Raw genomic sequence first — 26,199 nt, forward strand, 5'->3', positions numbered from 1 at the left:
GCAGACGTTACGTCGCCAGGGACAGTGCGCACCCCGGTGACCCGGCCGAAGTTCACGGCCGGGTGGACACCACCACGAACGGCGGCTGGGTGCGCGCGCATGCGCTACAGCTTCGAACCTAGCCGACCAGAAGTCAACAAACTCGAACAGTGAACTGTGTGAACCGTGTTCAGAACGGCGCGGTTCCGACCGTGGTCAAACGTTGGGTCGCCCGGGACAACGCCACGTACAACGTCCTGAAACCGGTCCTCGCCTCGTCCCTGATCTGCGCCGGCTCCACCACCAGCACCCCGTCGTACTCCATACCCTTCGAGTCCAGCGCACCCACCGTCTGCAACCGCGCGTCGAGACCGTCGACCCACTTCGCGACCTCGTCCCGGCGGGCCGTCGGCGTGATCACCCCGACGGTGCCCTCGACCTGCTCCAGCAGCGTCTGCGCCGCCGCCCGCACCGCCGCCTCCAGCTCCGGCGCGTCCACCGTCGTCAGCACCGGCGCCTGATGCGACGACCGCACCGCCGTCGGCAGCTCGATGTCCGGCTGCGCCTTGCGGATCACCCGCGCCGCCACCTCGAAGATCTCCGCCGAGTTGCGGTAGTTCGTGGTCAGCGTGAACGCCGAACGCCGCCGGCTGCCGATCGCGCCGTCCATCGCCCGCTCCGCCTCCGCCGCGTCCGCCCACGCCGCCTGCGCCGGGTCACCGACGATCGTCCACGTCGCGTTCGGCCCCCGACGGCCGATCATCCGCCACTGCATCGGCGACACGTCCTGCGACTCGTCGACGATGATGTGCGCGTAGTCGCGGTAGTCCGTCGGACGCTCCACCGCCTGCGCCCGGGCCGCCGCCATCCGGTCCGCGTACGTGGTGACCTCCCGCACGCCGTCGGCCACCTGGAACGGATCCCGGGCCACCCGCTTGCGCACCGGCGGGTCACCGAGCAGCTCGTGCAGCTCGTCCAGCAGCGCCACGTCCTCCACCGACGGGTCCTCCGGGTCGATCGACCCGGCCAGCACCGCGATCTCCCGGTTGCTCAGCACCCCGTTCGCCCACCGCGACAGCCGGTGCCGGTCGGTCAGCCAGCCGAGCACCTGCGCCGGGCGCAGCACCGGCCACCAGGCCCGCATGAACGCCACGAACTCCGGCCGCTCGGCGATGTCCGGCGCGAACTCCTCCCGCTTCTGCTGCCGCCCCGACGGCAACAGCTCCACGCTCTGCCGCCACAACGCGTCCAGCACGTGCCCGGCCGCCTTCGCCCGGGCCGCGTTGCGCCGCACCCCCAGGTTCAGCACCGTGCGGCGCAGCTCGTCCAGCGCCGGACGCTCCAGCACCAGCAGCTCACCCCGGTACAGCACCCGCAGCCGCTCCGGCGAGTCCGGCACCGGGCCGCGCGCCGCCCGGCCCAGCACCCGCTGCATGCGCAGCGACCCCTTGACCGCGGCGACCTCCGGCGGCTCGTGCCGGGTCCCCTGCACCCCCTCCAGCAGCTGCCCCAGCGACCGCAGCGACGCGGTGTCCTCACCCAGCGACGGCAGCACCCGCGACACGTAGCCGACGAACACGTCCGACGGGCCGACCACCAGCACACCACCGGACTCGTACCGGTTACGGTCCGCGTACAGCAGATACGCCGCGCGGTGCAGCGCCACCGCCGTCTTGCCCGTGCCGGGCCCGCCACGCACGATCGTCACACCCAGGCTGGGGGAGCGGATCGCGTCGTCCTGCTCCCGCTGGATCGTCGCGACGATGTCCTTCATCCCGGTGCCGGTCGCCCGGGACAGGTTCGCCAGCAGCGCCCCGTCACCGATCACCGCCATGTCGCTCGGCGCGGCCTCCGGATCCAGCAGGTCGTCCTCGATGCTCACGACCTTCTCGCCGCTGCTGCGGATGCTGCGCCGGCGCACGACCCCCATCCGGTCGGCCGGCGTCGCCCGGTAGAACGGCGCCGCCGCCGGGGCCCGCCAGTCCACCACCAGTGACTCGTACGACTCGTCACGCAACCCGAGCCGGCCGATGTAGCGGACCTCACCGCCGGGCACCACCGGATCCGCGGACGCGGCGTCCTTGCCGTCCCCGGACCGCCCGTCCGGCCCCAGGTCGAGCCGGCCGAACACCAGCCCGTCATGCTCGCTCTCCAGCGCCCGCCGCCGCTTCGCCGCGTGGTAGACCATCGCGTCGCGCTCGACCAGCGCACCGAAGTTACCGACCCTCGCCAGGCTGTAACCCTCGCGCTCCACCTCGGCGGCGGTCACCCGCAACTGGTCGAGACGGGCGTAGACCCGGTCGAGGTATGCCTGCTCGGCGGCGATCTCCGACTCGCGGACCGCGTCGTTCAACGCCCCACCCCTAGCACCGGGTTAAAAAACAACCCTACGAGCCTACTTCACGGCGTGGTCGCCGGCGTTTTCTCCGCGTCCTCGCGCAGCGCCCGGGCCTCCGCGGCCGCCTTGCGGCGCAGGTACAGGGTCGTGGCCAGGCCCGCGACGACCGCGACCGCCAGGGCGATCCACGAGAAGTCCTTCAGCCACTTCTCCGCCGCCCGCCCCACCGAGTAGATCGCGAACACCGTGCCGAACGCCCAGGTCAGACCGCCCAGCGCATTCGCCGCCAGGAACTTGCCATACGGCACCCGCAGCGCCCCCGCGAGCGGCCCGGCCAGGATGCGCAGCAACGCGATGAACCGGCCGAAGAACACCGCCCACACGCCCCACCGCTGGAACGCCCGCTCCGCCTTGGCCAGGTGCGCCGGCCCGAAATGCTTCGGGAACCGCCGCCCGACCCGCTCCAGCAGGTGCCGCCCACCACGCCGGCCGATCAGGTAGCCGATCGAGTCACCGACGATCGCCCCCACCGACGCGGAGATCGCCACGAACCACGGGTCGATCTTCGTCGTCACCGACAGCAGCGACGCGGTGACCAGCGTGATCTCGCCCGGCACGGGAATGCCCATGCTCTCGATCCCGATCACGCCACCGACCAGCAGATACACCCAGATCGGCGAGAGAGTGGCCATCCACGTCTCGATGTGATGCACAGTCGCCTCCCCGCGGTGGTTTTCGCCTCCACCCTCTCATACGGTGACCAGCGTGACATGGATGGTGTATGGCGCGAACGGTTACAGCGGGTCACTTCTTGCCCGGCTCGCGGTGTCCCGCGGCGAACGACCCGTGCTCGCCGGCCGCTCCGCCGCCGTGGCCGGCCTCGCCGCCGAACTCGGCCTGCCCCACCGGACGTTCCCGCTGTCAAAACCCGACCTGACCGGCGTCACCGCCGTCGTCAACTGTGCCGGGCCGTTCGCCGCCACCGCACGCCCCCTCGTCGAGACCTGCATCACCACCGGCGTGCACTACCTCGACATCACCGGCGAGCTCGACGTCTTCGACTGGATGTTCGCCCAGTCGTCACGCGCCGTCACCGCCGGCGTGGTCCTGCTGACCGGCGCCGGCTTCGACGTCGTGCCCACCGACTGCCTCGCCGCCACCCTCGCCGCCGCCCTGCCCGGCGCCGTGACCCTCGAACTCGCCTTCGACGCGCCCGGCGGCCTCAGCCGCGGCACCGCCCGCACCAGCCTCGCCGAGGCCGCGTCCGGCGGCCGCCGCCGCGTCGACGGCCGGCTCGTCGCCACCCCCTTCGGCACCCCCTCCCGCACGGTGCCGTTCCCGTCGGGCCCCCGCAAGGTCGGCGCCACCCGCTGGGGCGACCTGGTCACCGCCTACCACTCCACCGGCATCCCGAACATCACCGTGTACATGCGGCTGCCCCGCAACGCCGGCTCGCCCCTGGTGCGGCTGCTGCGCCTGCGCCCACTGCGCGCCGCCGCGCAGGCCCTGATCCCCTCCGGCGGCCCCTCCACCACCCGCCGCGCCGGCACCGGCTGCGAGGTGTGGGGCGAGGTGACCGACGCCGCCGGCAACACCCGCACCGCGACCCTGACCGGCCCGAACGCCTACGCCCTCACCGCCGACGCGTCGCTGCGCGCCGTGCAGCGCGTCCTCGCCGGCGGCATCGCACCGGGCACGCACACCCCCGCGACGGCGCTGGGCGCCTCCTTCGCCGAAACCCTCGACGGCGTCACGGTCACCACCCCACACTGAACCACCAGCCACAATGACCGTGCGTGACGAGTCCGTACGGCGGTTTGGAAGGGTGTACTACCGTACTGAGAGCAGGACGCCGGTCACGGGGTGGGACGTGGGCGGTGCCGGGCCAGCCCGAGTCACACCTGGTCAGCGTCATGGCGAGCCTCGCACTCCGGGGAGCCGGGCCGGCAGCGGGCAAACGCCCACTTCCGGCCGGTGCCACCGTCAAGCTGCGGCGCTGACCTCGGCGTCGGCGGGCTGGGCTTCGACGGCGCTGGAGTCGGCTTTGCCGGCGCGGGTGCTGGTCTTGCCGGCGCGGGTGCTTCCCTTGCCGTTCGGGCTGGCCTTGCCGTTCGGGCTGGTCCTGCCGCCCGGATGGGGCTTGCCGGCCGGGCTGGCCTTGTCGCCCCTGCGGGCTTCGCCGGTCGCCGTCGTCGCGCCGGCTTCGCCGTCATCGGCGGTGGGCGCGCCGGGCTCGCCGGCGGTCGTGGTGACGGCACCAGCCTCGCCGCCGCCGATCACTCCTTCCTCGGAGACGGTCACGCCGGCGTCGGCGCTGGTGATCGTGATGGCGGCGGCGCTGGTCGTGGTGGCTGCGCCGGCTCTGACCGCGGCGGCGGCCGCCGCGCCTGAGGGCTGGCGGGTCATCCGCGGGGTGGCCGCCGCGCGGCGGATGACGCCGACGACGGCGTCGGTGACCACGTCGGGGCGTTCGATGGGGAGCATGTGGCCGGCGTCCTCGCAGGTGATCAGCTCGGCGTCGGGGAGCTCGCCGGCGATGGTCGCGGCGCAGGCGGGCGGGGTCAGGCGGTCGAGGGTGCCGACGAGGACAGCGGCCGGCAGGCCGCGCATCGCGGACAGGGTTTCGACGCGGTGGTGCAGGTCGACGGAGGGGCGGAAACCGCCGATCGCGCACAGCGGGGCGTTGGCGACCATGGACGTGGTCAGGGTCACCCAGGACGTGTCGACGCGGTGGCCGAACACGAGCCAGCGCACGCCCGGGGCCAGCAGCGGCATCAGCCTGCGGTGCGGGCGCCACGCGCCGGAGCGGGCGAGCAGGCCGGCGCCCTGGATCTCCAGGATGCGCATGACGCGGGCGAGCCGCGGGCTCAGGCCGTAGCTGGTGCGGGACGAACCCTCGGCGGAGGTCGACACGAGGACCACGCCGGCGACGCGGGTGGCGAAGGCGGCGGCGTGGCGTTGTGCGTACTCCATGATCGCCATGCCGCCGAGGGAGTGGCCGACGAGGACGACCGGGCCGGTGGGCACGAGGCCGTTCAGGACTTCGGCCAGGTCGTCGCCGAGCTGTTCGAGGGTGGCGTCGGTGCCGGAGGTGGCGGAGGAGCGGCCGTGACCGCGCAGGTCGAAGGCGAGCATCCGCACCGGGGCGCCGAGGCGGGCGGGGAGGTCGGCGATCTGCTGTCGCCAGAGGCGGTTGTCGAGCGTCCAGCCGTGCAGGAAGACCACGGTCACCGGGGTCCGCGCCGCACCGTCACCGCCGGCGGCCGGCGGGTACAGCACGCTGTACAGGCGGGCGCCGTCCTGGAGCCTCACGGTGGAGGGGGAGACGACGGTACCCATGGACCATTGTTACCCGGAAGTACGTCGAAATACCCCGGTCATCCGCGGGAGTATTTCCGGAGTGACCGCGGGGCGCGCCCGGCGGACAGCACACAGCCGCCGCCCGGAGTGTCCAGGGCGGCGGCTGTGGAAGAGCGCGTCAGGCGGCTTCGAACACGCCCGCGTCGACGAGGCGCTGCTCCGTCGCGTCCCAGCCGTGGCCGGGGTGCGCGGCGTTGAGGGCCTGCAGCTCGACCCGCAGCTTCGCCGCGTGGCCGGCGCCGGCGAGGACCCGGATCTCCTCGATGAACGCGTCGGAGGACGTGGCGAGGCGGTTGGTCTTGCCGTTGGTCAGGTTGCGCACGTAGACGTGCTTGCCGCCGTTGAGCGGGATGAGGTACTTGAACTCACCCAGCACGCTCAGGGCGCCGGACGCGCCGGCCTGGCCCGCGCGGACTGAGGCCCGCGCGGTCTTTGAGGTGTTATTCGCCACGGCGGGAACTCCTTGTCGAGGCTGAACTGCAGAAGACGGCAAAACTGTAACACCCGGCCGGTCCGGCCGAAAAAAGCGAGTTACCTGGTGGAGGCTCCACCCGTTGGACATTTCGTAGGACCCGAGTTGCCGATTCGCTGGCGCACCGCGCGCAACATCGTCATCATGAGTCCCACAAGCACATAGCCACAGGGCTGACGCAAGACCCGCCGGGTTCGAGGTCGTAGGGGAAGACGCACCTCGGTCTCCGGGAGGTCATCCGTGCCCACGCGTGGCGTCATATATGTCCACTCGTCACCGCTCGCCGTGTCGTCGCACGTCGAGTGGGCGATCGCGCGCGTCCTCGGAGCGCCGGTCAGGCTCGAGTGGACGCCGCAGCCTGTCGAGCCGTCGGCTCGCCGGGCCCAATGCTCATGGACCGGAGCGACCGGGACCGGAGGGGAGCTGGCGGCCGCCCTGCGGCAGTGGCCCATGATCCGCTTCGAGGTGACCGAGGAGCCGAGCCCCGGGGTCGACGGCGAGCGGTTCATGCACGTGCCCGGTCGCGGGCTCTTCCACGGCTCGACGAGCGCCAACGGCGACATCGTGCTGTCCGAAGACCGACTGCGCCACCTGATCGCCACGTCGCGGGGGTACGAGAACCTCGCCCACGCCATGGAGAAAGCCCTCGGTGGCCCCTGGGACGCCGAGCTGGAGCCGTACCGGCACGCCGCCGACGGCGTACCCATGACCCTGCTCACCCGAGTTGGGTAACTTGCACGTGCGTGGTTGAGTGGCACGGTGCCGCGCCTCGCAACCATGTCAGGATTTCGGTCGCGCCTGCTGGTGCCGCTGGCGGCCGTCGCCGTGCTGCTCGGCGGATGCGGCGGCGGGACGTCCGCCACGCCGTCGCCGTCCGCGACCGCCCAGGACTCCGCCGTGCTGCCCACCGGCGACCCGGCGACGCAGGCGGCGCAGCTCGTCGCCCGGATGTCCGACGAGGAGCTCGTCGGGCAGCTGCTGATGCCGTATGCGTACGGCAACGACGCCGACAAGGTGTCCTCCGGCTCGGCGTCGGCGAACAGGGCCTACACCGGGGCGTCGACCCCGGCGGAGATCGTGCGCAAGTACAAGCTCGGCGGCATCATCCTGGTGTCCAGCAGCGCCGACGACCCGACCGCCGGCACCAACAAGACCACCAACGTCGAGTCGCCGGCCCAGGTCACGAAGCTCACCGGTGGGCTGCAGACGGCGGCGCTGAGCCTGCCCGCGAAGGTGCCGCTGCTCATCGGCACCGACCAGGAGTACGGCCAGGTCACCCGCATCCGCGACGGCATGGTGCAGCTGCCCAGCGCCCTGGCCCTCGGCGCCGGCAACGACCCGGCGCTGACCGAGGCCGCGTGGAAGGCGGCCGGCACCGAGCTCGCCGCCCTCGGCATCAACCTCGACTTCGCCCCCGACGCCGACGTCCTGGGCGCCCAGCCGGGCGGGGTCATCGGCTCCCGCGCCTTCGGCAGCGACCCGAAGCTCGTCGCCGAGCAGGTGGCCGCCGCGGTCCGCGGCCTGCAGGCGGCCGGTGTCGCGGCGACCGTCAAGCACTTCCCGGGCCACGGCCACACCACCGTCGACAGCCACAGCAGCCTGCCGGTGCTGAGCCAGAGCCTCGCCGGGCTGGAGAGCGGCGACCTGCCGCCGTTCGTCGCCGCGGCCTCCGCCGGCGTGGGTCTCGTCATGTCCGGCCACCTCGACGTGAAGGCCGTCGACCCGGGGGTGCCGGCGTCGTTCTCCAGCAAGGTCCTCATCGACCTGCTGCGCACGAAGCTCGGCTACACCGGCGTCGTGGTCACCGACGCGCTCAACATGGAGCCCGCCGAGCAGTGGGGCCCGGGGGAGGCCGCCGTCCGCGCCGTCCTGGCCGGCAACGACATCCTGCTCATGCCGCCGAAGCTGACCGAGGCGCACAAGGGGCTCCTCGACGCGGTGCGCTCCGGCCGGCTGCCGAAGCAGCGCGTCGTGGAGGCCGCGACCCGCGTCCTGACGCTGAAGTTCCGGCTCGCCGCCGTGCCCCGCCCCGCCGCCTCGGTCGTCAACGGCGAGGCCGGCAAGGCGGCGGCCCGGGCCAGCGCCGCGGCCGCCGTCACCGTGCTGCGCGGCCCGTGCTCCGGCCCGCTCGTCACCGGGCCGGTCCGGGTCACCAGCGCCGGCAGCGAGACCGCCCGCGGCTGGCTGGAGGGCGCCCTGACCGCCGCCGGTGCCACCGTGGTCAAGCAGGGCGGCGCCGAGGTCCGGCTCGTCGGCTACGGCAAGGGCGCCTCCGACCTGTCCGCGTCGGCGGCGGTGACGGTCGCCCTCGACACCCCGTACGTGCTGCGCTCCGCGAAGGGCACCCTGCTGGCGACGTACTCGTCGTCGCAGGCGTCGATGTCCGCCCTCGCCGACGTGCTGGTCGGCAAGGCGAAGGCGCCGGGCCGCTCGCCGGTCCCGGTGCAGGGCCTGCCGGCGACCGCCTGCGGCTGACCAAGCCCGACACGAAGGCCGCCACGAAGGCCGAAGCCCGACGCGAAGACCGCAACAGCAACGCCGCCCGGTTGATCACCGTTCGGTGGATGCCGGCACGCAGATCGGTGTCCGCGCAATGACATCCGGTGATCCGTCATGCCGTCCCGTGCCCCGGACGCACCCGTTCGGCAGTTGCGGGGCGGGGCGTCGGATCGCCACCGTGAACGCACGGCCGAGAGATGGATTGGAGTCCCGATGCCGGGCCACGTCATGCACGTCGTCGCGCACCCCGACGACGACCTGTTCTTCATCAATCCCGACGTGTCGGCCGCGATCGACGCGCAGCTGCCGGTGGTCACCGTGTACGTCACCGCGGGGCAGCTGACCGGCAACGGCAGCACCGACGGGCAGCGGGCCCGCAACCGGCAGCTCGGCGTGATGGCCGCCTACGCGCAGATGTGCGGCATCAGCACCCCGCAGTGGACCGGCACGACGCTGTGGTCGTCCGGCCGGCAGGTCGAGGCGTACACGCTGCAGGGCACGGCGGCCCCCGTCGAGCTGGTGTTCGTCAACCTCCCCGACGGCGGCCTCGACGCCATCAACTCGGGACAGAGCCGGACCACGGTCCTCGTCACCGGCGGGCTCGTCACGCGGACGTTCAGCAGCGTGAAGGCCGACGTCGTCGGGCTCCTCGCGGGGCTGATGGCCCGCTACCAGCCGACCGTCGTGCACACCCTGGACCAGCTGCCGGACACCCGGTACGCGCCCGAGCACGCCGACCACGTCGCGGTGGCGAAGTTCGCGGCGCTCGCGGCCGCCGCGTACTGCGACGCGCTGCCGCTGGTGAACCACCGCTGCTACACCGTGCAGGACTCGCCCGCCGACCTGAACGCGACGGACCGGGCCGCGAAGCAGATGATGATCAACGCGTACGCGACGTACGACAGCGGCGTGTACAACACCGGCTGGGTGGACTCGACGTACCTGCGGTGGCCGCGCGGCGGGGCGTGGATGGGGCGCAACGCCGACGGCCGGCTGCAGCTGTTCGTGGTGCGCGGCGGCGTGCTGTGGACGTGGGTCCAGTCCGCGGGCGGCGCGTGGAACACCCCGCAGGTGCTCGGCGGCGCCGGTGGGGAGCTGGCGTGCACCATCGCGGTCGGCGCGAACGCCGACGGCCGCCTGCAGGTGTTCGGCCGGCGCCTCACCGATCACAAGATCGTCAGCACGTACCAGACGGCGGTGAACGGCGGTTGGGCGGCGAGCTGGGTCGACCTGGGCAACCCGAACACCGCGTACGGCAACGGCGACCAGGTCGGCGCGCCCAGCTGCGTGCTGCTCGGCAACGGGCGGATCCTGCTCGTCGTGCGCAACGGCGGCGGTGGCGTGTCCGCGAAGACGCAGACGGGCCCGAACGTCGGCTTCCCGGCGGCGTGGACCGACCTCGGCGGCAGCGACGTGCAGGGCGAGCTGTCCGGGGTGGTGAACCCGACCGGGTGCGTCGAGCTCGTCGCCGCGACCAGGACCGGCATCCTGCACTGGTACCAGAACACGGTGGGCGGCGCGCTGGTGCTCAACACGACGTTCCCGGGGACGGTGCCGGCGTCGCTGCCGAGCACGGTGCTGCTGCAGGACGGCACCGTCGCCGTCACCTACCGCGGGGTCGGCGGTGAGGTCGTGGTGAACCGGCAGGCCGCGCCGGCGGCCGGGTGGAACGCGGCGGTGACCGCGGCCGGCCGGCCCGGCGCGACCGGCCCGGTGGTCAGCGGCCGGGACCCGATGCTGCTGAGCCGCACCTGCGACGGCATGGTGTCCGTCGGGGTGCCGTCCGGCGGGTCGTGGACGTGGAGCGACCTGGACGGCGGGCCGTTCATCGACACGCCCGCGGCCGGTGTCGACGCCTCGGGGGCGGTGGTGCTCGCCACCGTCGGCATGGACGGGGTGGTGCGGGTCAGGACGCAGGTCGCCCCGGGGGTCGCGCAGCCGTTCGGCGCGTGGCAGGCGCTGCCCGCCTGACCGGCGAGCACGGAGACGCGACAGGGGGCGCCGGATGTCCGGCGCCCCCTGTGTGCACGGCCGTCAGGCGCGGGCGAACACCAGCGCGGCGTTGTGGCCGCCGAAGCCGAAGGAGTTGTTCAGCGCGGCGGGGATGTCCAGGTGGCGGGCCTTGTGCGCGGCGACGTCCAGGTCCAGCTCGTCGTCGGGCTCGTCGAGGTTGATCGTCGGCGGGACGATCCCGTGGTAGATCGCGAGGATCGTCGCGATCGACTCCACCGCGCCGGCGGCGCCGAGCAGGTGCCCGGTCATCGACTTGGTGGAGGTGAGCAGCGGGTGGTCGCCGAGCGCCCGGTGCAGCGCCTTGATCTCGGCCAGGTCGCCGACCGGGGTCGAGGTGGCGTGGGCGTTGACGTGGACCACGTCGGACTTGGCGATGTCGGCGTCGCGCAGCGCGAAGTCGATGGCGCGTACCGCGCCGTCGCCCTCGGGGTGCGGCTGGACGATGTCGTAGCCGTCGGAGGTGAGCCCCGCCCCGGCGAGCCGGGCGTAGATGCGGGCGCCGCGGGCGCGGGCGTGGTCGGCGCGTTCGAGGACGATGACGCCGGCGCCCTCGCCGAGGACGAAGCCGTCGCGGCCCTTGTCCCACGGGCGTGACGCGCGTTCGGGCTCGTCGTTGCGGATCGACATGGCGCGCATGGAGGCGAACCCGGCGATCGGCAGCGGGTGGATGACGGCCTCGGTGCCGCCGGCGACCACGACGTCGGCGCGGCCGAGCCGGATCAGGTCCAGGGCGTGCGCGATGGCCTCGGCGCCGGTGGCGCAGGCGCTCGCGACGCAGTGCACGCCGGCCTGCGCGCCGAGCTCGAGACCGACCCAGGCGGCCGGGCCGTTGGGCATCAGCATCGGCACGGTGTGCGGCGACACCTTGCGCGGGCCGCTGGCCTCCAGGATGTCGTCCTGGTTGAGCAGCGTCTGGGCGCCGCCGATGCCGGTGCCGACGCTGACGGCGAGCCGCAGCTTGTCGACCTCGGGCGAGCCGGCGTCGGCCCACGCCTCGCGGGCGGCGATGATCGCGGTCATCTCCGAGCGGTCCAGGCGGCGGGCCTGCACCCGGTCGATCACGGTGCTGGGCTCGACGGCCAGCTGCGCGGCGATCCGCACGGTCAGCTGCGCGGCCCAGTCCTGGGTCAGCGACGACACACCCGACTTCCCGGCGAGCATGGCATCCCAGGTGGATGCGACATCCCCGCCCAGGGGCGTGGTGGCCCCGAGTCCGGTGACGACGACCTCAACACTCACAGCACAACACCTCTCTGGCTGACCCACATGGCGCGGTCTCGGGCAGGTCCGGGGTGACCGTCCGGGCCCGAGACCGCGACAACGGCTCTCAGGCCTGCGACTTCACGATGTACGACACGGCGTCACCGACGGTCTTGAGGTTCGGCACCTCGTCATCCGGGATCTTCACGCCGAACTTCTCCTCCGCCGCCACCACGACCTCGACCATCGACAGCGAGTCGACGTCCAGGTCGTCGGTGAACGACTTGTCCTCGGCGACGTCGTCGGGGTTGACCCCGGCGACCTCTTCGAGGATTTCGGCGAGACCGCCGGCGATCTCTTCACGGGTGGACATAGAGCTTTCCTTCCTTGGGTTGACGCAGGGCCGACACGGAGTCGAACGCTGGAGAAACAACAAACGCTGGCGCAGCGGCACAGCGGCCCGGAGGCTCAGGGGCAGCGGATGACCTGCCCCGCGTACGTCAGGCCGCCGCCGAAGCCGAACAGCAGCACCGGCGCGCCGGAGGGCACCTCGCGCCGCTCGACGGCCTTGGACAGTGCGAGCGGGATGCTCGCCGCCGACGTGTTGCCGGACTCGACGAGGTCCTTGAGGATGATCGCGTTGGGCAGGTCGAGCCGCTTCACGATGCCGTCGATGATGCGGGTGTTGGCCTGGTGCGCGACGAACGCGGCGATGTCCTTGCCCTGCACGCCGGCGCGGTCCAGGGCGGCCTGCGCGTGGGGGGCGATGGCGGTGGTGGCCCACCGGAAGACGGCCTGGCCCTCCTGCTTGATGTAGGGCCGCCAGCCCTCGATCTTGAGCACGTCGCCCTTCTCGGGCGCCGAGCCCCACACGACGGGACCGACGCCGGTCGGCTCGTCGCCGTAGGTGGCGGTGACGACCGCGGCGCCGGCGCCGTCGCCGAACAGCACGGCGGTGGTGCGGTCGGTCCAGTCGACGACGTCGGAGAGCTTCTCCGCGCCGATGACGAGGGTGTTGCGGCTGGCCCCGGCGCGGATCGCGTGGTCGGCGCTGGCCAGGCCGTAGCAGAAGCCGGAGCAGGCGGTGTTGAGGTCGTACGCGGCCGGCGCGAGGATGCCGAGCTTCGCCGCGACCCGGGTCGCCACGTTGGGGCAGCGGTCGATCGAGCTGCACGTCGCGACGATCACCTGGTCGATGTCGGCGGCGGTGAGCCCGGACGCGGCGAGGGCCTTGCCGGCGGCGGCGGTCGCCATGTCGGCGACGCTCTCGCTGCCGGCGATGCGGCGGGCGGCGATGCCGACCCGGTCACGGATCCACTCGTCGTTGGTCTCGATCACCTTGGACAGGTCGTCGTTGGTGACCACCTGTGACGGCTGGTAGTGCCCGAACGCGAGGATCTTCGACCCGGTCGGCTGGTTCATAGCTGGTCTCCAATGCGAGCGAGCGGCTGGCCGGGCGCGACCGGCTCGTCGGGGGTGACGAGCCACTCGGCGAGCACGCCGGCGCCGTGGGTGGTGACGTCGATCGGCCCCTGCCCGGTCTGCACCGCGCCGATGCGCTGCCCGTCGCTCACCTCGGTGCCCTCGACCAGGCCCTCGGCGGGGGTGAACGTGCCGGCCGTCGTGGCCACGACCACACTGTGCTGCTGGTGCGGGTGCGGCTCGTGGGCCGGTGCGCTGCCGTGCCGCGTGATCAGGTCACGGGCGGCGGCCAGGTCGTCCGGCGTGTTGACGGTGACGATCTCGATGCCCTTGATGGTGCGCTTGACCAGCCCGGCGAGGGTCCCGGCGGGCGCCAGCTCGATCACGGCGGTGACGCCGAGGTCGACGAGGGCGGCCATGCACAGGTCCCAGCGCACCGGCGCGGTGACCTGCTTGACCAGGCGCTGCAGCATGCTCGGGCCGTGGTCGACGACGGAGCCGTCGCGGTTGGACAGCAGCAGCTTCGTCGGCGCGGCGGTGGTGACCCCGGCGGCGATCGCGGCGAGGGCCTCCTCGGCCGGCGCCATGTACGGCGTGTGGAACGCGCCGGCGACCTGCAGCCCGATGATGCGGGCGCGGGCCGGCGGGTTCGCGGCGAGCTTCTCCAGGCCGCTGAGCGTGCCGGCGGCGACGACCTGGCCGGCGCCGTTGCGGTTGGCGGGGTGGAGACCGGCGGCCTCGACGGCGGCGATGACCTCGTCGGGGTCGCCGCCGAGGACCGCGCTCATGCCGGTCGGCTCCAGCGCGCACGCGGCGGCCATCTCCCGGCCGCGGACGGCGGCGAGGGTGACCGCGGCCTCGGGGCTGAACACCCCGGCCAGGGTCGACGCGGCGAGCTCGCCGACGCTGTGCCCGGCGAAGACGGCGGCGTCGTACAGCGGCAGCTGCTCCGCGGTGAGCAGGGCGGCGGCCACCAGCAGCGGCTGGGTCTTCGCGGTGTCCTTGATCTCCTCGGCGTCGGCTTCGGTGCCGAGGTGGACCAGGTCGACCCCGGCGAGGACGGACCACCAGCGCAGGCGGGCCTCGACGCCGGGCAGCGTGAGCCACGGGGTCAGGAAGCCGGGTTTCTGGGAGCCTTGCCCTGGGGCGAGTACGGCGAGCACGTCTATGACTTTTCCGGATTTCCGTCAATCACGCGGGTAGCGCTACGCACCAAAGTGGACCACCTCGTTTGTAGGAACCCTACAAAAGATTGCGTGGTGTTGCCCCAACAGATCCACGCCGTCACCCACCGCAATCCTACGTTCACCTCGCCTGCGACCTGGGTCACTGCGGCGATGAAATCGGTCACTGCGGCGGCGGACCGGATGGTGCGGGTGCGAACGGATCCAGTCTGCCGATGGTCAGCGCGATCCGGAGGGCAAACGCGTCACGAGGCACCAACGGGACGAAGCCGGTGACCTCGCCGATGCGGCGCAGCCGGTACCGCACGGTGTTCGGGTGCACGAACAGGCCGCGCGCGGCGACCTCCAGGACCCCGCCGCCGGCGAAGAACGCGTCCAGGGTCTCCAGCAGCTCACCGCCGGCGCGCACCAGCGCGCCGTAGATGTCCTGGCGCAGGATCCGCCGGGCCTCGGCGTCGCCGGCGAGGGCCCGCTCCGGCAGCAGGTCGGCGGCGGCGACCGGCCGGGGCGCGGCCGGCCAGGCGGGCGCGGCCCGGAACCCGGCCAGGGCGGCGCGCGCCGACTCGGTCGCCTCGTCCAGCGACGGCACCGCCGGGCCCACGACGACCGGGCCGTCGCCGAAGCCGGCCAGGAGCCGCTCGGTCGCCGCGATCGGGTCCGGCGCCCCGCCGAGGACCACGACCAGGCGGTCGCCGTGGACCCCGCCGAGGATCTCCACACCGATGCGGCGGGCCGCCCGGTACACCGTGTGCAGCACCGCCGCGGCCTCCCCGCCCGGCGAGCGGCCCACGGCGACCGCGACCGGCGGCGCGTCCGCCCAGCCCAGCGCCGCCGCCCGGCTGGCCAGCACGTCGGAGGAGTCGCCGCGCAGCAGCGCGTCGACCAGCAGCGCCTGCAGCCGCGCGTCCCACGCGCCCCGAGTCTCCGCGGCCCGCGCGTAGACCCGGGCGGCGCCGAACGCGACCTCCCGGCTGTAGTGCAACACCGCCTCCCGGATGCCGGCCTCCTCACCCTCCGCGGCCAGCAGTGGCAGCTGCTCCTCGACGACCTCGATGGTCACCCGGATCAGCTGGACCGTCTGGCCGAGGTTGATCGAGCGGGCCAGGGCCCGCGGCGCGGCGTCGAAGAACTCGTCGGAGTTGTCCGGCGGCAGCGTGCCGCCCTCCTCCCGGTTGCGCAGCCACTCGACCAGGGACCGCACGCCGGCCTGGGCGACCAGCATCACCCACGCGCGCTGGTCGGCCGGCAGGTCCCGGAACCAGGGCAGCGTCTCGTCCATCCGCGCCACGCTCGCGGTCGCGAGGGCGCCGGCCGCCCGCTCGATCGAGCGCACGCTCGCCTCGAGGCTCCGGTGGCTGTCACGCCGTCCCGGCCGCTCCTGGTTCGTCACCCGCACAGCTTTTCATCGTCTGGCCGCCAACCAGAACCCGCCGTAGATCCCGGCCTCCCGCGAGGTCTGCCGCAGCCCGTTCGGGCCGTCGATCAGCCGCCGCCCCCAGTCGGTCCGCTTCGCCGGCCGGAACGCCTCGACCATGTCCAGGTAGTGGTACTCGGGGCTGTTGCCGCTCCAGGACCAGCCCATGTACCCGAGGTCGTGCCGCTGGCAGTACGCCATGATCGCGTCCTCGTCGGGGTCGCCGTACTGGTGGATCGAGGAGAACTCGCCGACCACGATCGGCAGCCGCTGCCGCACGAACGGGTCCAGGTAGTCGGCCACCTTCGGCGCGGTGTCGAACGGGCCGTACATGTGCACGTCGAAGATCGTGTTGTGCTCCGGGTCGGCGGCGAACACCTCGGCCGCGTGGTCGCGCATGACGTGGAACGAGTCGTTGCCCCAGTTCGGCGCGTCGACCATGATCGCGTGCAGCAGCCCGGCGGCGCGCAGCCGCGCGATCGCGGTCTTCGTGTCGCCGATCCAGTCCATGTTCACCGCGTGTCCCGAGGGCTCGTTCGCGACGTTGATGATGACGTACGACTCCTGCCGCACCAGCACCTTGCGCAGCGTCAGCCAGTAGTCGACGGCGTGCGCGATCGTCGCGGCGTTGGGCTCCGTGCCGTAGCCCATCGTGTCGTGCACGTCGAGCACGCAGATCAGCCGGTTCTCCCGGCACCGGCCGATGACGTCGGCGACCTCGGCCGGGGTCGTCGCGGGGAACCCGGTGCCGCTGGACAGCGCCACCCGCACCGAGTTCGCCCCGGACGCCTTGATGTCGGCGAACACGGACGCGGGACCCTTGCCGAAGTAGTACCCGTGGTTCACCCCCCGCAGCACGAGCCGTTCCCCGTTCGCCTCGACGAGGTGGCCGTCCTGGGCCTTGATGCCGCTCGCCCCGTAGGCGGGCTCCACCGAGACGTACGCCGCACCGAGCAACGACAGCAGCAGGGCGAGGAACGCCGCTCTGATCAGCACGGCGGGGCGCTACCCGCCGATGTGCCCACCAAACGGGTATCGACCCCGGTCCCTGCCTACGGGTAATCTTGGCAACACGTACCGTGGTCAAGATCGCTGAGAGGCGGGCCGTGGAGTCCAAGTCGGCTGAGCTGGCGGCCGAGCAACAGCACTTCGACCTGGCCCGCAAGCACCGCGAGCGGGTCCGCGCCGAGCTCGGCGAGGCACCCGACGCCGCCGCCAACGCCGGCACCGGCCGGCGCCTCGCGCTCTTCCGCCGCAACCGCAAGGAGGCGCTCGCCGCCCCCGAGGAGCAGGTCGCGTTCGGCCGGATCGACTGCACCCCCGCCGACCCCGGCGTCGACGACGTGTTCTACATCGGCCGCGAGACCATCCTGGACGACCAGCGGCAGGTCCTCGTCGTCAACTGGCAGACCCCGATCGGCGCCCTGTATTACGAGGCCACCCACGAGGACCCGCGCGGCCTGGAACGCAAACGCACCTTCCACTGCGCCGGCAACCAGATCCGCGACTTCGACGACGTCGTCTTCGCCCAGCTCGCCGGCGCCGTCGCGGCGCTGGACGCCCCCGACGACGCGCTGCTGGCCGAGCTCGACCGGGGCCGCACCGGCACGATGACCGACATCGTCGCCACCATCCAGGGCGCCCAGTCCCGGCTGATCCGCTCACCCCTGGACCAGGTCCTGGTCATCGAGGGCGGGCCCGGCACCGGCAAGACCGCCGTCGCCCTGCACCGCGTGTCGTGGCTGCTGTTCAACCACCGCGACCGCCTGCGCCCCCAGGACGTCCTCGTCGTCGGCCCCCACCCGGCCTTCACCCGCTACATCCGCACCGTCCTGCCGAGCCTCGGCGACGCCGACGTGGCACAGCTGGACATCGACCAGCTGGGCCCGCCGGTCCAGCGCGGTCGGCCCGAGCCGCCGCAGACCCGCCGGCTCAAGGGTGAGGCCCGCATGGCCCGGCTGCTCGCCCGCGCCCTGGAGAACCGGGTCGGCACCCCCGAACCCGCCGAACGGCTGCTCTTCGACGGCGCGTTCATCACCCTGTCCGGCGTCGAGGTGGCCGCCGCGGTCGCCGCTGCCCGGCAGGCCGGTGGCCCGTACGCACAACGCCGCCAACGCCTGCGCGCCCAGCTCGCCGACCTCGTCCGCGGCCGCGGCGGCCCCACGGATCCCGAGCGCCTCGGCCCGGTCGAGAACCTCCTGGAACGTCTCTGGCCGCTGCAGAGCGCCGCCGCGTTCCTGCGCGCCCTGCTGGGCTCCCGCGCCCGGCTCGCCAACGCCGCCGGCGACGAGTTCACCCCCGACGAACTCGCCCTGCTGCACCGCCGCGGCGCCGACAAGCTCTCCGAGCAGATCTGGAGCAACACCGACCTGCCGCTGCTCGACGAGCTCGAGGAACTGCTGAACGGCCCGCCGCGCCGGTACCGCCACATCGTCGTCGACGAGGCCCAGGACCTCTCCCCGATGCAGCTGCGTGCCGTCGCCCGCCGCTCGTCGACCGGCTCCCTCACCGTCGTCGGCGACCTCGCCCAGTCGACCGGCGCCTGGGCCCGCGAGCACTGGGGTGAGGTCACCGAGCACCTGCCGACCCAGCTGCCCCAGGTCGTCGTCGGGCTCCGGTACGGCTACCGCGTCCCACGCCAGGTGTACGAGCTGGCCGCCGAGCTCCTGCCGGTCGCCGCCCCCGACGTCGAGCCGACCAGGGCCGTCCGGGAAGGCCCCGCCGACCCCGGCATCCACGTCGTCGAACCCGCCGAACGCGCCGGCCGGGCCGCCCTCGTCGCCAAGGACCACGCCCTCGGCGGCCGCTTCGTCGGCATCGTCTGCCCCGCCGCGTGCCGCGCCGAGCTGGAGTTCGCCCTGCACGCCAACGACCTGCAGTGGGGCCGCGCCGACCAGGGCGAGCTCGACCACGCGATCAACCTCATCAGCCCCCAGGAGGCGAAGGGCCTGGAGTTCGACGCGGTCATCGTCGTGGAGCCCGAGGAGATCGTCGCCGAGGACGACCGCGGGCACCGGCTGCTGTTCGTGGCGCTCACCCGCACCATCCGGTACCTGGACATCGTCTGCTCCGGCGACCCGCTGCCGGTCGAGCCCGGGCCCGACGTCACCGCGCGGATCCCGCGGCAGCGGGTCGTGATCGAGCCCGACGCGGACCCGACGGTCGACATGGCGCAGCTGGACCGGCTCGCCGAGGACCTGGCGGCGCTGGTGGTGGCCGGGGCGCCGGTGCCGATGTGGGACGAGGTGCTGCAGCGGACGGCGACGTTGCTGGACGAGCGGGCGGACCGGTCCCGGCCTTCCGGCCGGCACCGGCGGGCCTGACGTCCGCAGCCCGGCGCTCGCCGGCGAGACACACATGGCGCATCGGTCCCGCACGCGGACACCGACGCAAGACGCCAGGGCGCCGCGCCGTCAGCGGGCGGCCAGCCGCCCGATCGCCGCCGAATCGAGGCGCCGGCCCACCGCCGAGTCCACGATCCTCGTGATGATGGCGTCCTTCGCCGACTTCCCCGGTAGCGCCACCCCCAGCGTCTTCGCCAGCTCGCGCAGCTGCGGCACCGTCAGCCGCTCGTCGTGCAGGTACTGCACGGCCGCGGCGCGGGTGCCGATCTCCGCCAGCATGGTCTCGATCTCCGCGACCGGGCGGGACAGCGGTTTCGTGGCGGTGGCGCGGGAGGGGGCGGGCGCGCGGCCGGCGCGGGGGACCAGGGTGAGCGTCGCGGCGCCCGTGGCGAGGTCGGCGAGCTGGTCGGCCGGCAGGGCCTTCACGAACGCGGCGACCTTGAGCAGGACGTCGTGGGCGAGGTCGGCCGGGTCGGTCATCGCGGGCAACTCCTCAGATCCGGGTGCGGGCCAGGAACTCGCTGGTCAGCTGCTGGAACTCGTATCGTAGGGTCTCGATCGAGGCGGTGCCGGGCGGGGCGAGGACGACCGGGAGGCTGCGCTCGCCGGCGTCGGTGACGGCGGTCTTGTTGTCGCGGACGGTCTGGCGGAAGACGGGGATCTCGATCCGGGACGTCTCGTTGACCGAGGTGCGCTGCGAGATCAGCGGGCCGGTGCCGGTGTACTGCACCATCGTGTAGACCACGCCGATGATCTCGGGGTTGATCGGGCGGGGGGCGACCGCGTTGTACTCCTCGACCAGGCGGGACATGCGGGCGCGCAGGTAGTCGATGCCGCGGGTGGACAGGTAGTCGGGGCGGGCCGGGACGATGACGTGGTCGCTGGCGACCATCGCGGTGCGGGTGACCATGTTGAAGTTGGGCGCGCAGTCGATGAGGATCGAGTCGTAGCCGTCGAACGCGTGGTCGGTGAGGGCGTCGGCGAGGAGCCGGTGCACCGGCAGGTAGCGGGGGTTGCCGGTCTGCAGGCGGGCGCCGCCCAGGGCCGCGGCCAGGTTCAGGTCCGTCTCGATGAGGCCCAGGTCGCCGGCGAGCAGGTCCAGTTTCCCGCCCCGCGGCTGCACGACGGCGTTGACCTCGCGGGGGCTCACCACGTACTTGTGCAGCGGCTCCGCGGCGCGGGTGGCGAGGTACCCCTCGAACCACGGCAGGATCGTGGGCCGCGACTCGAACTCGGCCGGCCGGTAGAAGGAGAACGTGAGGCTCGACTGCGGGTCCAGGTCGATGAGCAGGACCTTGCGGCCGCGGGCGGCGAGCTCGGCGCCGATGTTGGCCGTCAGTGTGGTCTTGCCGACCCCGCCCTTGTAGTTGATCACGGAGACCACGCTCATGGCGCCAGCATCGCATCGGCGCGCTCCGTTGTCGTCCCTCGCCGGTGGGTGTCAGGCCATCTTTCCTATCGACTGAATAGGTAGGATGGCTCTGATGGCGTTGCCGGACCTCCTGGTCGCGGGCGTGCCGGAGGCGGGCACGTCGGCGCTGCACGCGACGCTGGTGCGACAGGAGCCCAAGTTCCTCCTGCCCGACGGGCCGCCGCCGGACCGCGGCGAGCCGGGCGACCGCCAGACCTACCAGGAGCACGTGTGGCGGCGCGAGGAGTACGAGGCGCTGTTCGACGCCGCGCCCCCGGGCACGCTGCGGGGCGAGGCGACGCCCTTCTACCTGTACGACCGCGCATCCCACCGGCGCATCCAGCGGCTGATCCCGCAGGCGAAGCTCATCCTGCTGCTGCGCGACCCCGTCGACCGCGCCCACTCCAACTGGTCGCACCTGTGGGGGAGGGCGAGCGGACCCTGCTCGACCTCGTCGACGGCGGTGGCGACCCGGCCGGCATCACCGGCCTGGTGTACCGCGACGGCACCGGCCGCCTGGTGCGCACCGGCAAGGCGCACAAGGCGCCCCTCGGCACGTACCGGCCGAGAGCCGGCTCTGGAACCGATTCCAAGAAGGCAACTTACTGACGGGCCCGTCCGGGTCCAGTGTTTCGAGCATCTGACTCCGCTGGTATGACAGTCGGGCCGATAGCGTCTTTCGCTTTCTTCCGGTGAGGCCCGAGGCAGTTAACAATAGCTCTCTAAGCAGACCCTTCGGGTCGGCGATCCTCTCGGCTTCCTTCCACGACGGAATGGCGAGGTCCATGGTTCCGTTTGGATTGCCGGCAACTCTTCGGATTTGCTGTTCGTCCAGGATAAGCCAGGCCTCAGTCATTCGGACTGGGATTGCGGGTACACAGAGCGACCCCGGCATTAACGATGTCGCAGCGCCAAGAATCTCGGCAAGTCGTGCCTCGGGACCGTCACGGTCCGCATCTCGATGAATGACGACGAGGTCATACTCGCCACCGATTTCGCGTATGGAACCCAACTTGCCGTGCACCGACCTATCAGGTGACGGAAGGCTCCCCACATCAGGAGCTGTGACAATTACCGACTTTCCGCATGATTCGGCGATTCGGTAAATATGCGTGACGATGCCTCTATCACTCGGACCTTCGCCCAAAAACAGCACACTGTACATCAGGCCGCATCCAGATCCAGCGACAATTGCGCGCCGGGAGGTGATGTTAGATACGGAAGGATGTCCGCTTTTGTGACGGCATGCTTACTTGCTTGACCGCCCACTCTCCAAGTGTTGGCAAGAGGCCGGAGTACCAATGAGCGTGACATCGTGCCGTCAGGACTAGGCTTTCTTACGGACGTTGCGAACAAGAGGTCGCCCGGGTCGACCAACTGGACTACCGCCGGCGAATGAGTATTGATAATGATTTGACGGAATGGATTGTCCGGGCCGGGCGCTTCGGTCACGTCCACGGCGAGGTCTTTGACAAGGTCCACCATTGACGGAAGATTTGCTGGGTGAATCCCATTCTCCGGCTCCTCCATGCAATATAGGCCGGTCATGGACGGATCCTCGAGCAGTACACATAGAGCAAGGAACCGAAGGGTACCCTCAGAGAGACTTCTGGCGGGAAGGCGAAGTCCGGATGACTCCTCCAAATATATGGTCAGAAGTTCGCGAACGTCATCCGAAACGACCTCGACCCCCCGGACTGAGACGCCAGCAAGCTCCGCAAGCCTATTTGCTACTCGTGCATAGATCCTTGCGGGATCGCCGTGACTCTCGCCAATCGCGATCCTGTAAAGCGTTCCAGATAAGTGCCGCCCGTCGCTCTCCATAAGGCGTGGATCGACATAACGGTCAGAGGTTCGTAGTGCGGATGGCTCAAGGGCTAGCCTGCGCCAACTTTGCATCTCGCGTCTGGCCGCCAGGATCGTCTGGTCATCACTGCCAGTTACAGTGCTCACCACGGTCGCCGGAGCGCGAGAGGCGGCCGCAGGTCTCGGCATGCCGCGGCTTCCTCCGTCTTGGTGAATGCTAATGACCGGTTCGCCGGTTTCAACCGAGGTTGAGATGAAGGCGGTGCCGCTCCTTCTGCCCTTGATAACATTCGATCGGAAGTTCTTCGCGCTGTGCGGAAAGCGAAGACGTGATGCTGCGTCCCCTTGATTGATATGGGTAAGAGACTCATGCAGAAGGCGCAGGCGTCCAATTTTTTCAATGCCGAACGGTGGAGCATATCCGATCTCTACGGAGTATCGCAGGAAGGAGATTGTAGGGTGAGCTGCGCGTCCGAAGTCGTCCTCAATATCCCATGGAACGATCATCTCCGCCGCAAACGACATCCGTCGCTCTGCGGCCTCGTATCCATTCCAAAACAGGTCACGTAGATCGCCTATGCGTTCGCCGTGGACCCCGCGAACATGCTGCGCAGCATCCATCATCGGCATGTCGGCCAGTAGGCTGAGGAACTGGATTGCGTCGAAGACATTCGACTTGCCAGTCCCATTCTCGCCTGCAATGCAAGTGAAGGCTCCGAAATCGACGCTGAGGTCTAAAAGGTTCTTGAAGCCATTCACCTCAAGCCGCGTTAACATATGCCCTCCACCTGCCGCGCGTTGACGCGTTGACCTTAGCGCACGTCGGTCTTCAGGTGCTGCTCCGGCCGTCTGGGGTTAGTATGCGCCGCTGCCGGGACCGGCAGTACCAAGGCGACGCCTTGATGACCTCCAGGGCAGGCTCCGGCAAAGTCGTGCGGGTGATATCCGGTCGGTTAGTGCGTTGAGTCAGCGGAGGCCGACAGTTGGCGCGGGCCTGCGGGACGCCTCGGGCGCGCAGTGCGGCCGTTACCGCTCTTGGACCGCTCGGGAGAGCCCGACCTGCACGAATTAGCCTCGCCGGCCGCCGCGTGTACGCATCCAGGGTGGCTGGCCCTCCGCGTCCTGCAACGCTGCCATCGCCACCGAGCGCGGGACGACGTCGAGGCTGGCAAGGACCGACCCACCGCGAACCGTCGCCGACTCCACGGCCGACCAACGGAATGAGGACCGCCCGAGCGCGGGGCGTACCGATCTCCACGCCGGCCGTGGGCAGCCGGACCCAGTGCGGACTGCGAATCAGCAGTCCGAGCGACACAGTGAGGACGGTGACGAACGGCATGAAAACAGGCGGAAGGGTGATGAGGTCGACGGTGCGCTCGACTGGCCGATCAGGACAGTGGCGTCGTCCTGGCCAGTACCGGCGTGGACACCAAGACCAACGAGATCACCGGCTTCGACGTCCTGCTCGACCACATCAGCGACCTGACCGGCGTCGTGGTGACCGCTGATGCGTTGCACTGTCAGCGAGAGCAGGTCGCCTACCTCGCCGGCCGCGGCGCGCACTGGATCCTGACCGTCAAAGGCAACCAGCCCGGTCTGCACCAGCAACTGACCGGCCTGCCCTGGCAGTAGGTCCCCGTCACCGACCGCGACACCGCAAGCGGCCACGGCCGCCGAGAGATCCGCACCCTGAAATCCTCTCGGTGTCCACCGGCATCGCGTTCCCCGGCGCGGCCCAGGCGATACAGATCCGCCGTCGCCGGCGACGCCTCGATCAGCCCCGCCGGTTCACCACCGAGGCCGTCCACGCAATCACCGATCTCCCTGCCCACCAAGCGAAACCGTGGCAACTCGCCGACTGGACACGCCGACACTGGTCAATCGAGAGCAAGACCCACTGGGTCCGCGACGTCACCTACGACGAAGGTCGATCCCCGATCCGCACCGGCACCGGCCCACAGGTCATGGCCACCTCCGCAACGCCGCCATCGGCGCCCTACGCCTCACCGGCACCACCAACATCGCTGCCGCCAACCGTCACCACGCCCGCAACCCCAACCGATCGCTGGCGATAATCGGCATCACCTAACGACTTTGCTGGGGCCCTGACCTCCAGGGCTTCTAACGGGCCAGACTGATCATCAGAAGTGCTGTTCGTATACGGTCGCATCAGTAGCAACGTCTGGCTACGGCCTGGCCGCGGATGGGCCTGTGCCGCAGTAGCCAGACCTAACCGCAGTGCGTGTTCGTTTACCGTCCTGCCCGGCTCCGACGAGATCGGCGTCAAGGACGCGGTCCTGCACTTCGACGGCCGGCGCAGGCTCCTGTGGGCGTCCGTGCACCCCCTGGAGACCGCCGAGCCCGCCGACCGCATGTCGACCTGGTACACGACCAGCACCGACGGCGTCGACTGGACCTGGCACGGCGTCGCCCTCGCCCCGCGGCCCGGCACCTGGGACGCCCGCGGCGTCCAGCCGGGCGCCGTGTCGGTGCGCGACGGTGCCGGGCCGCCTCTACTACGAGGTCACCCGCGAGGACGGTGCCCGTGAGCTGCGCACCGAGCCGTCCCTAGAATCGGCCGGGTGACCGATCTCGTCCTGGTGCTGCGGTACCGCAAGGCGGTGACGTACGGGTTCCACACGCTGCTCGCGGCGCTGGAGGAACACCCGACGGACACCCGCTACGAGGTGGTGTTCGCCGAGTCGGCGCAGGCCACGATCGACGCGATCACCGCCGCCGGTGGCACCCGGACGCTGGTGCTGTGGTCGTTCTACTCGCCGGACGCGGCGGCGCTCGCCGGGGAGCTCGCGACGATCAAGGCCGCCGCGCCCGGCGCGACCCACGTCGCCGGCGGCGTGCACGCGACCGCCGAGCCGGTGCAGACCCTCGACGCGGGCTGGGACGTCGCGGCGGTCGGGGAGGGCGAGCGGACCCTGCTCGACCTCGTCGACAGCGGCGGCGACCCGGCCGGCATCACCGGCCTGGTGTACCGCGACGGCACCGGCCGCCTGGTGCGCACCGGCAAGGCGCACAAGGCGCCCCTCGGCACGTACCGGGGTTCATCACGCCCACGTCGCTGTCCTACGGCACCGACGGCGAGGAGCCCGACCTCGCCGCCGTCGAGGAGCTGCTGGCCTCCTGCAAGGAGGGCATCGGCCCCGACGGCCGGGTGTTCTTCGGCTCGTTCCCCAGCGAGATCCGCCCCGAGCACATGACCGTCGACGCGCTGCGCCTCGTCAAGCGGTACTGCGCGAACGACAACCTCATCGTCGGCGCCCAGTCCGGCTCGGAACGCGTCCTGGAGGCCGCCAAACGCGGCCACGACGTCGAGTCGGTCCGCCGCGCGGTCCGCATCGGCATCGCCGAGGGCTTCCGCATCAACGTCGACATGATCTTCGGCATGCCCGGCGAGGACCCGGCCGACGCCGAGGCGTCGCTGAAGCTCGCCCAGGAGCTCGCCGCCCTCGGCGCCCGCATCCACTCGCACGTCTTCATGCCGCTGCCCGGCACCCCCTGGCGCGACGCCCCACCCGGCGACGTCGACCCCGAGACCATCCGCGCCGTGTCCCGCCTCGCCCAGCAGGGCGCCCTGTACGGCCACTGGCAGAAGCAGCGCGAGCACGCCACCCGCCTCGCCGCCGCCGCGGTGGAGTACCCCCGCCCCGGCCGCAGCCGCACCCTGCTCCCGCTCGCCGACCGCCCCACCACCGGGAGCGAGCCGCCTCAGGACCGCTGACTGGTCGGGGTGGACGCGGAC

General features: G+C 71.5%; 23 protein-coding genes. 10 read left to right on the forward strand and 13 right to left on the reverse strand.

Annotated features, from left to right (window positions below):
- Positions 1–169: 169 nt before the first annotated feature.
- Together OP18_RS29820 and OP18_RS29825 are read right to left on the reverse strand one after the other, a co-directional pair.
- Positions 170–2,332, reverse strand: a complete 2,163-nt coding sequence (locus OP18_RS29820; RefSeq protein WP_033362425.1) for a HelD family protein — start codon at positions 2,330–2,332, stop codon at positions 170–172.
- A 47-nt stretch (positions 2,333–2,379) separates the two neighbouring features.
- Positions 2,380–3,009 (reverse strand): DedA family protein, encoded by a 630-nt coding sequence (locus OP18_RS29825; RefSeq protein WP_033362426.1) that lies wholly within the window; start codon positions 3,007–3,009, stop codon positions 2,380–2,382.
- A gap of 82 nt (positions 3,010–3,091) precedes the next feature.
- Here OP18_RS29825 and OP18_RS29830 point away from each other — a divergent pair, with 82 nt between their 5' ends.
- A complete protein-coding gene (locus OP18_RS29830) occupies positions 3,092–4,090 on the forward strand; it encodes a saccharopine dehydrogenase family protein (RefSeq protein ID WP_245635579.1) in 999 nt (332 codons plus the stop codon).
- A gap of 210 nt (positions 4,091–4,300) precedes the next feature.
- Here OP18_RS29830 and OP18_RS29835 read toward each other — a convergent pair whose 3' ends face one another.
- Positions 4,301–5,656 carry an alpha/beta fold hydrolase gene (locus OP18_RS29835; RefSeq protein ID WP_063745635.1) on the reverse strand — a complete coding sequence of 452 codons (1,356 nt, stop codon included), beginning with the start codon at positions 5,654–5,656 and terminating at the stop codon, positions 4,301–4,303.
- A gap of 139 nt (positions 5,657–5,795) precedes the next feature.
- The gene (locus OP18_RS29840; RefSeq protein ID WP_033362427.1) at positions 5,796–6,128 is read right to left on the reverse strand and encodes a hypothetical protein; all 333 of its coding nucleotides are present in this window, start codon (positions 6,126–6,128) and stop codon (positions 5,796–5,798) included.
- A 261-nt stretch (positions 6,129–6,389) separates the two neighbouring features.
- On the opposite strand from OP18_RS29840, the gene OP18_RS29845 reads away from it, so the two are divergent.
- The 3 genes from OP18_RS29845 (at position 6,390) to OP18_RS29855 (ending at position 10,619) form a co-directional block, all read left to right on the forward strand.
- Positions 6,390–6,881 carry a DUF3145 domain-containing protein gene (locus OP18_RS29845; RefSeq protein ID WP_033362428.1) on the forward strand — a complete coding sequence of 164 codons (492 nt, stop codon included), beginning with the start codon at positions 6,390–6,392 and terminating at the stop codon, positions 6,879–6,881.
- Between the two features lie 45 nt (positions 6,882–6,926).
- Positions 6,927–8,624, forward strand: a complete 1,698-nt coding sequence (locus tag OP18_RS29850) for a glycoside hydrolase family 3 protein (protein WP_033362429.1) — start codon at positions 6,927–6,929, stop codon at positions 8,622–8,624.
- 237 nt (positions 8,625–8,861) lie between these two features.
- Complete coding sequence (locus OP18_RS29855; protein WP_033362430.1) at positions 8,862–10,619, forward strand: PIG-L family deacetylase; 1,758 nt, start codon at positions 8,862–8,864, stop codon at positions 10,617–10,619.
- A 63-nt stretch (positions 10,620–10,682) separates the two neighbouring features.
- Here OP18_RS29855 and fabF read toward each other — a convergent pair whose 3' ends face one another.
- From fabF to OP18_RS29885, 6 genes are all read right to left on the reverse strand, one after another.
- On the reverse strand, positions 10,683–11,900 hold the full coding sequence (gene fabF, locus OP18_RS29860) for a beta-ketoacyl-ACP synthase II (RefSeq protein WP_033362431.1): 1,218 nt from the start codon (positions 11,898–11,900) through the stop codon (positions 10,683–10,685).
- Positions 11,901–11,988: 88 nt separating this feature from the next.
- Positions 11,989–12,234 carry an acyl carrier protein gene (locus OP18_RS29865; RefSeq protein WP_033362432.1) on the reverse strand — a complete coding sequence of 82 codons (246 nt, stop codon included), beginning with the start codon at positions 12,232–12,234 and terminating at the stop codon, positions 11,989–11,991.
- A 95-nt stretch (positions 12,235–12,329) separates the two neighbouring features.
- Entirely contained in the window at positions 12,330–13,283 is a 954-nt protein-coding gene (locus OP18_RS29870) for a beta-ketoacyl-ACP synthase III (protein ID WP_033362433.1), read from the reverse strand.
- On the reverse strand, positions 13,280–14,446 hold the full coding sequence (locus OP18_RS29875; protein WP_033362434.1) for an acyltransferase domain-containing protein: 1,167 nt from the start codon (positions 14,444–14,446) through the stop codon (positions 13,280–13,282). Before OP18_RS29875 ends, OP18_RS29870 begins: the two co-directional genes overlap by 4 nt.
- A gap of 184 nt (positions 14,447–14,630) precedes the next feature.
- Entirely contained in the window at positions 14,631–15,857 is a 1,227-nt protein-coding gene (locus OP18_RS29880; RefSeq protein WP_052387588.1) for a PucR family transcriptional regulator, read from the reverse strand.
- Positions 15,858–15,869: 12 nt separating this feature from the next.
- A complete protein-coding gene (locus OP18_RS29885; protein WP_211273718.1) occupies positions 15,870–16,877 on the reverse strand; it encodes a cellulase family glycosylhydrolase in 1,008 nt (335 codons plus the stop codon).
- Positions 16,878–16,987: 110 nt separating this feature from the next.
- Between OP18_RS29885 and OP18_RS29890 the strand changes: the two genes are divergently transcribed.
- Positions 16,988–19,204, forward strand: a complete 2,217-nt coding sequence (locus tag OP18_RS29890; protein ID WP_033362435.1) for a HelD family protein — start codon at positions 16,988–16,990, stop codon at positions 19,202–19,204.
- Between the two features lie 90 nt (positions 19,205–19,294).
- Here OP18_RS29890 and OP18_RS29895 read toward each other — a convergent pair whose 3' ends face one another.
- The gene (locus OP18_RS29895; RefSeq protein WP_033362436.1) at positions 19,295–19,705 is read right to left on the reverse strand and encodes a hypothetical protein; all 411 of its coding nucleotides are present in this window, start codon (positions 19,703–19,705) and stop codon (positions 19,295–19,297) included.
- A gap of 13 nt (positions 19,706–19,718) precedes the next feature.
- Positions 19,719–20,615: a ParA family protein gene (locus OP18_RS29900; protein WP_033362437.1), complete on the reverse strand. Its 897-nt coding sequence runs from the start codon at positions 20,613–20,615 to the stop codon at positions 19,719–19,721.
- Positions 20,616–20,709: 94 nt separating this feature from the next.
- On the opposite strand from OP18_RS29900, the gene OP18_RS57740 reads away from it, so the two are divergent.
- Complete coding sequence (locus OP18_RS57740) at positions 20,710–21,294, forward strand: sulfotransferase (RefSeq protein ID WP_156089890.1); 585 nt, start codon at positions 20,710–20,712, stop codon at positions 21,292–21,294.
- A gap of 506 nt (positions 21,295–21,800) precedes the next feature.
- Here OP18_RS57740 and OP18_RS55715 read toward each other — a convergent pair.
- Positions 21,801–23,219 (reverse strand): AAA family ATPase, encoded by a 1,419-nt coding sequence (locus OP18_RS55715; RefSeq protein WP_081971241.1) that lies wholly within the window; start codon positions 23,217–23,219, stop codon positions 21,801–21,803.
- 645 nt (positions 23,220–23,864) lie between these two features.
- On the opposite strand from OP18_RS55715, the gene OP18_RS60950 reads away from it, so the two are divergent.
- The 4 genes from OP18_RS60950 (at position 23,865) to OP18_RS51485 (ending at position 26,178) form a co-directional block, all read left to right on the forward strand.
- Positions 23,865–24,074, forward strand: a complete 210-nt coding sequence (locus OP18_RS60950; RefSeq protein ID WP_245635567.1) for a transposase — start codon at positions 23,865–23,867, stop codon at positions 24,072–24,074.
- Positions 24,075–24,145: 71 nt separating this feature from the next.
- Positions 24,146–24,517: a hypothetical protein gene (locus tag OP18_RS60955; RefSeq protein WP_245635568.1), complete on the forward strand. Its 372-nt coding sequence runs from the start codon at positions 24,146–24,148 to the stop codon at positions 24,515–24,517.
- Between the two features lie 261 nt (positions 24,518–24,778).
- Positions 24,779–24,991 (forward strand): hypothetical protein, encoded by a 213-nt coding sequence (locus OP18_RS29915; RefSeq protein ID WP_033362438.1) that lies wholly within the window; start codon positions 24,779–24,781, stop codon positions 24,989–24,991.
- Positions 24,992–25,203: 212 nt separating this feature from the next.
- Positions 25,204–26,178 (forward strand): TIGR04013 family B12-binding domain/radical SAM domain-containing protein, encoded by a 975-nt coding sequence (locus OP18_RS51485; RefSeq protein WP_245635569.1) that lies wholly within the window; start codon positions 25,204–25,206, stop codon positions 26,176–26,178.
- Positions 26,179–26,199 lie beyond the last annotated feature (21 nt).

It is taken from the genome of Dactylosporangium aurantiacum (genome assembly GCF_000716715.1).
Lineage (GTDB): Bacteria > Actinomycetota > Actinomycetes > Mycobacteriales > Micromonosporaceae > Dactylosporangium > Dactylosporangium aurantiacum.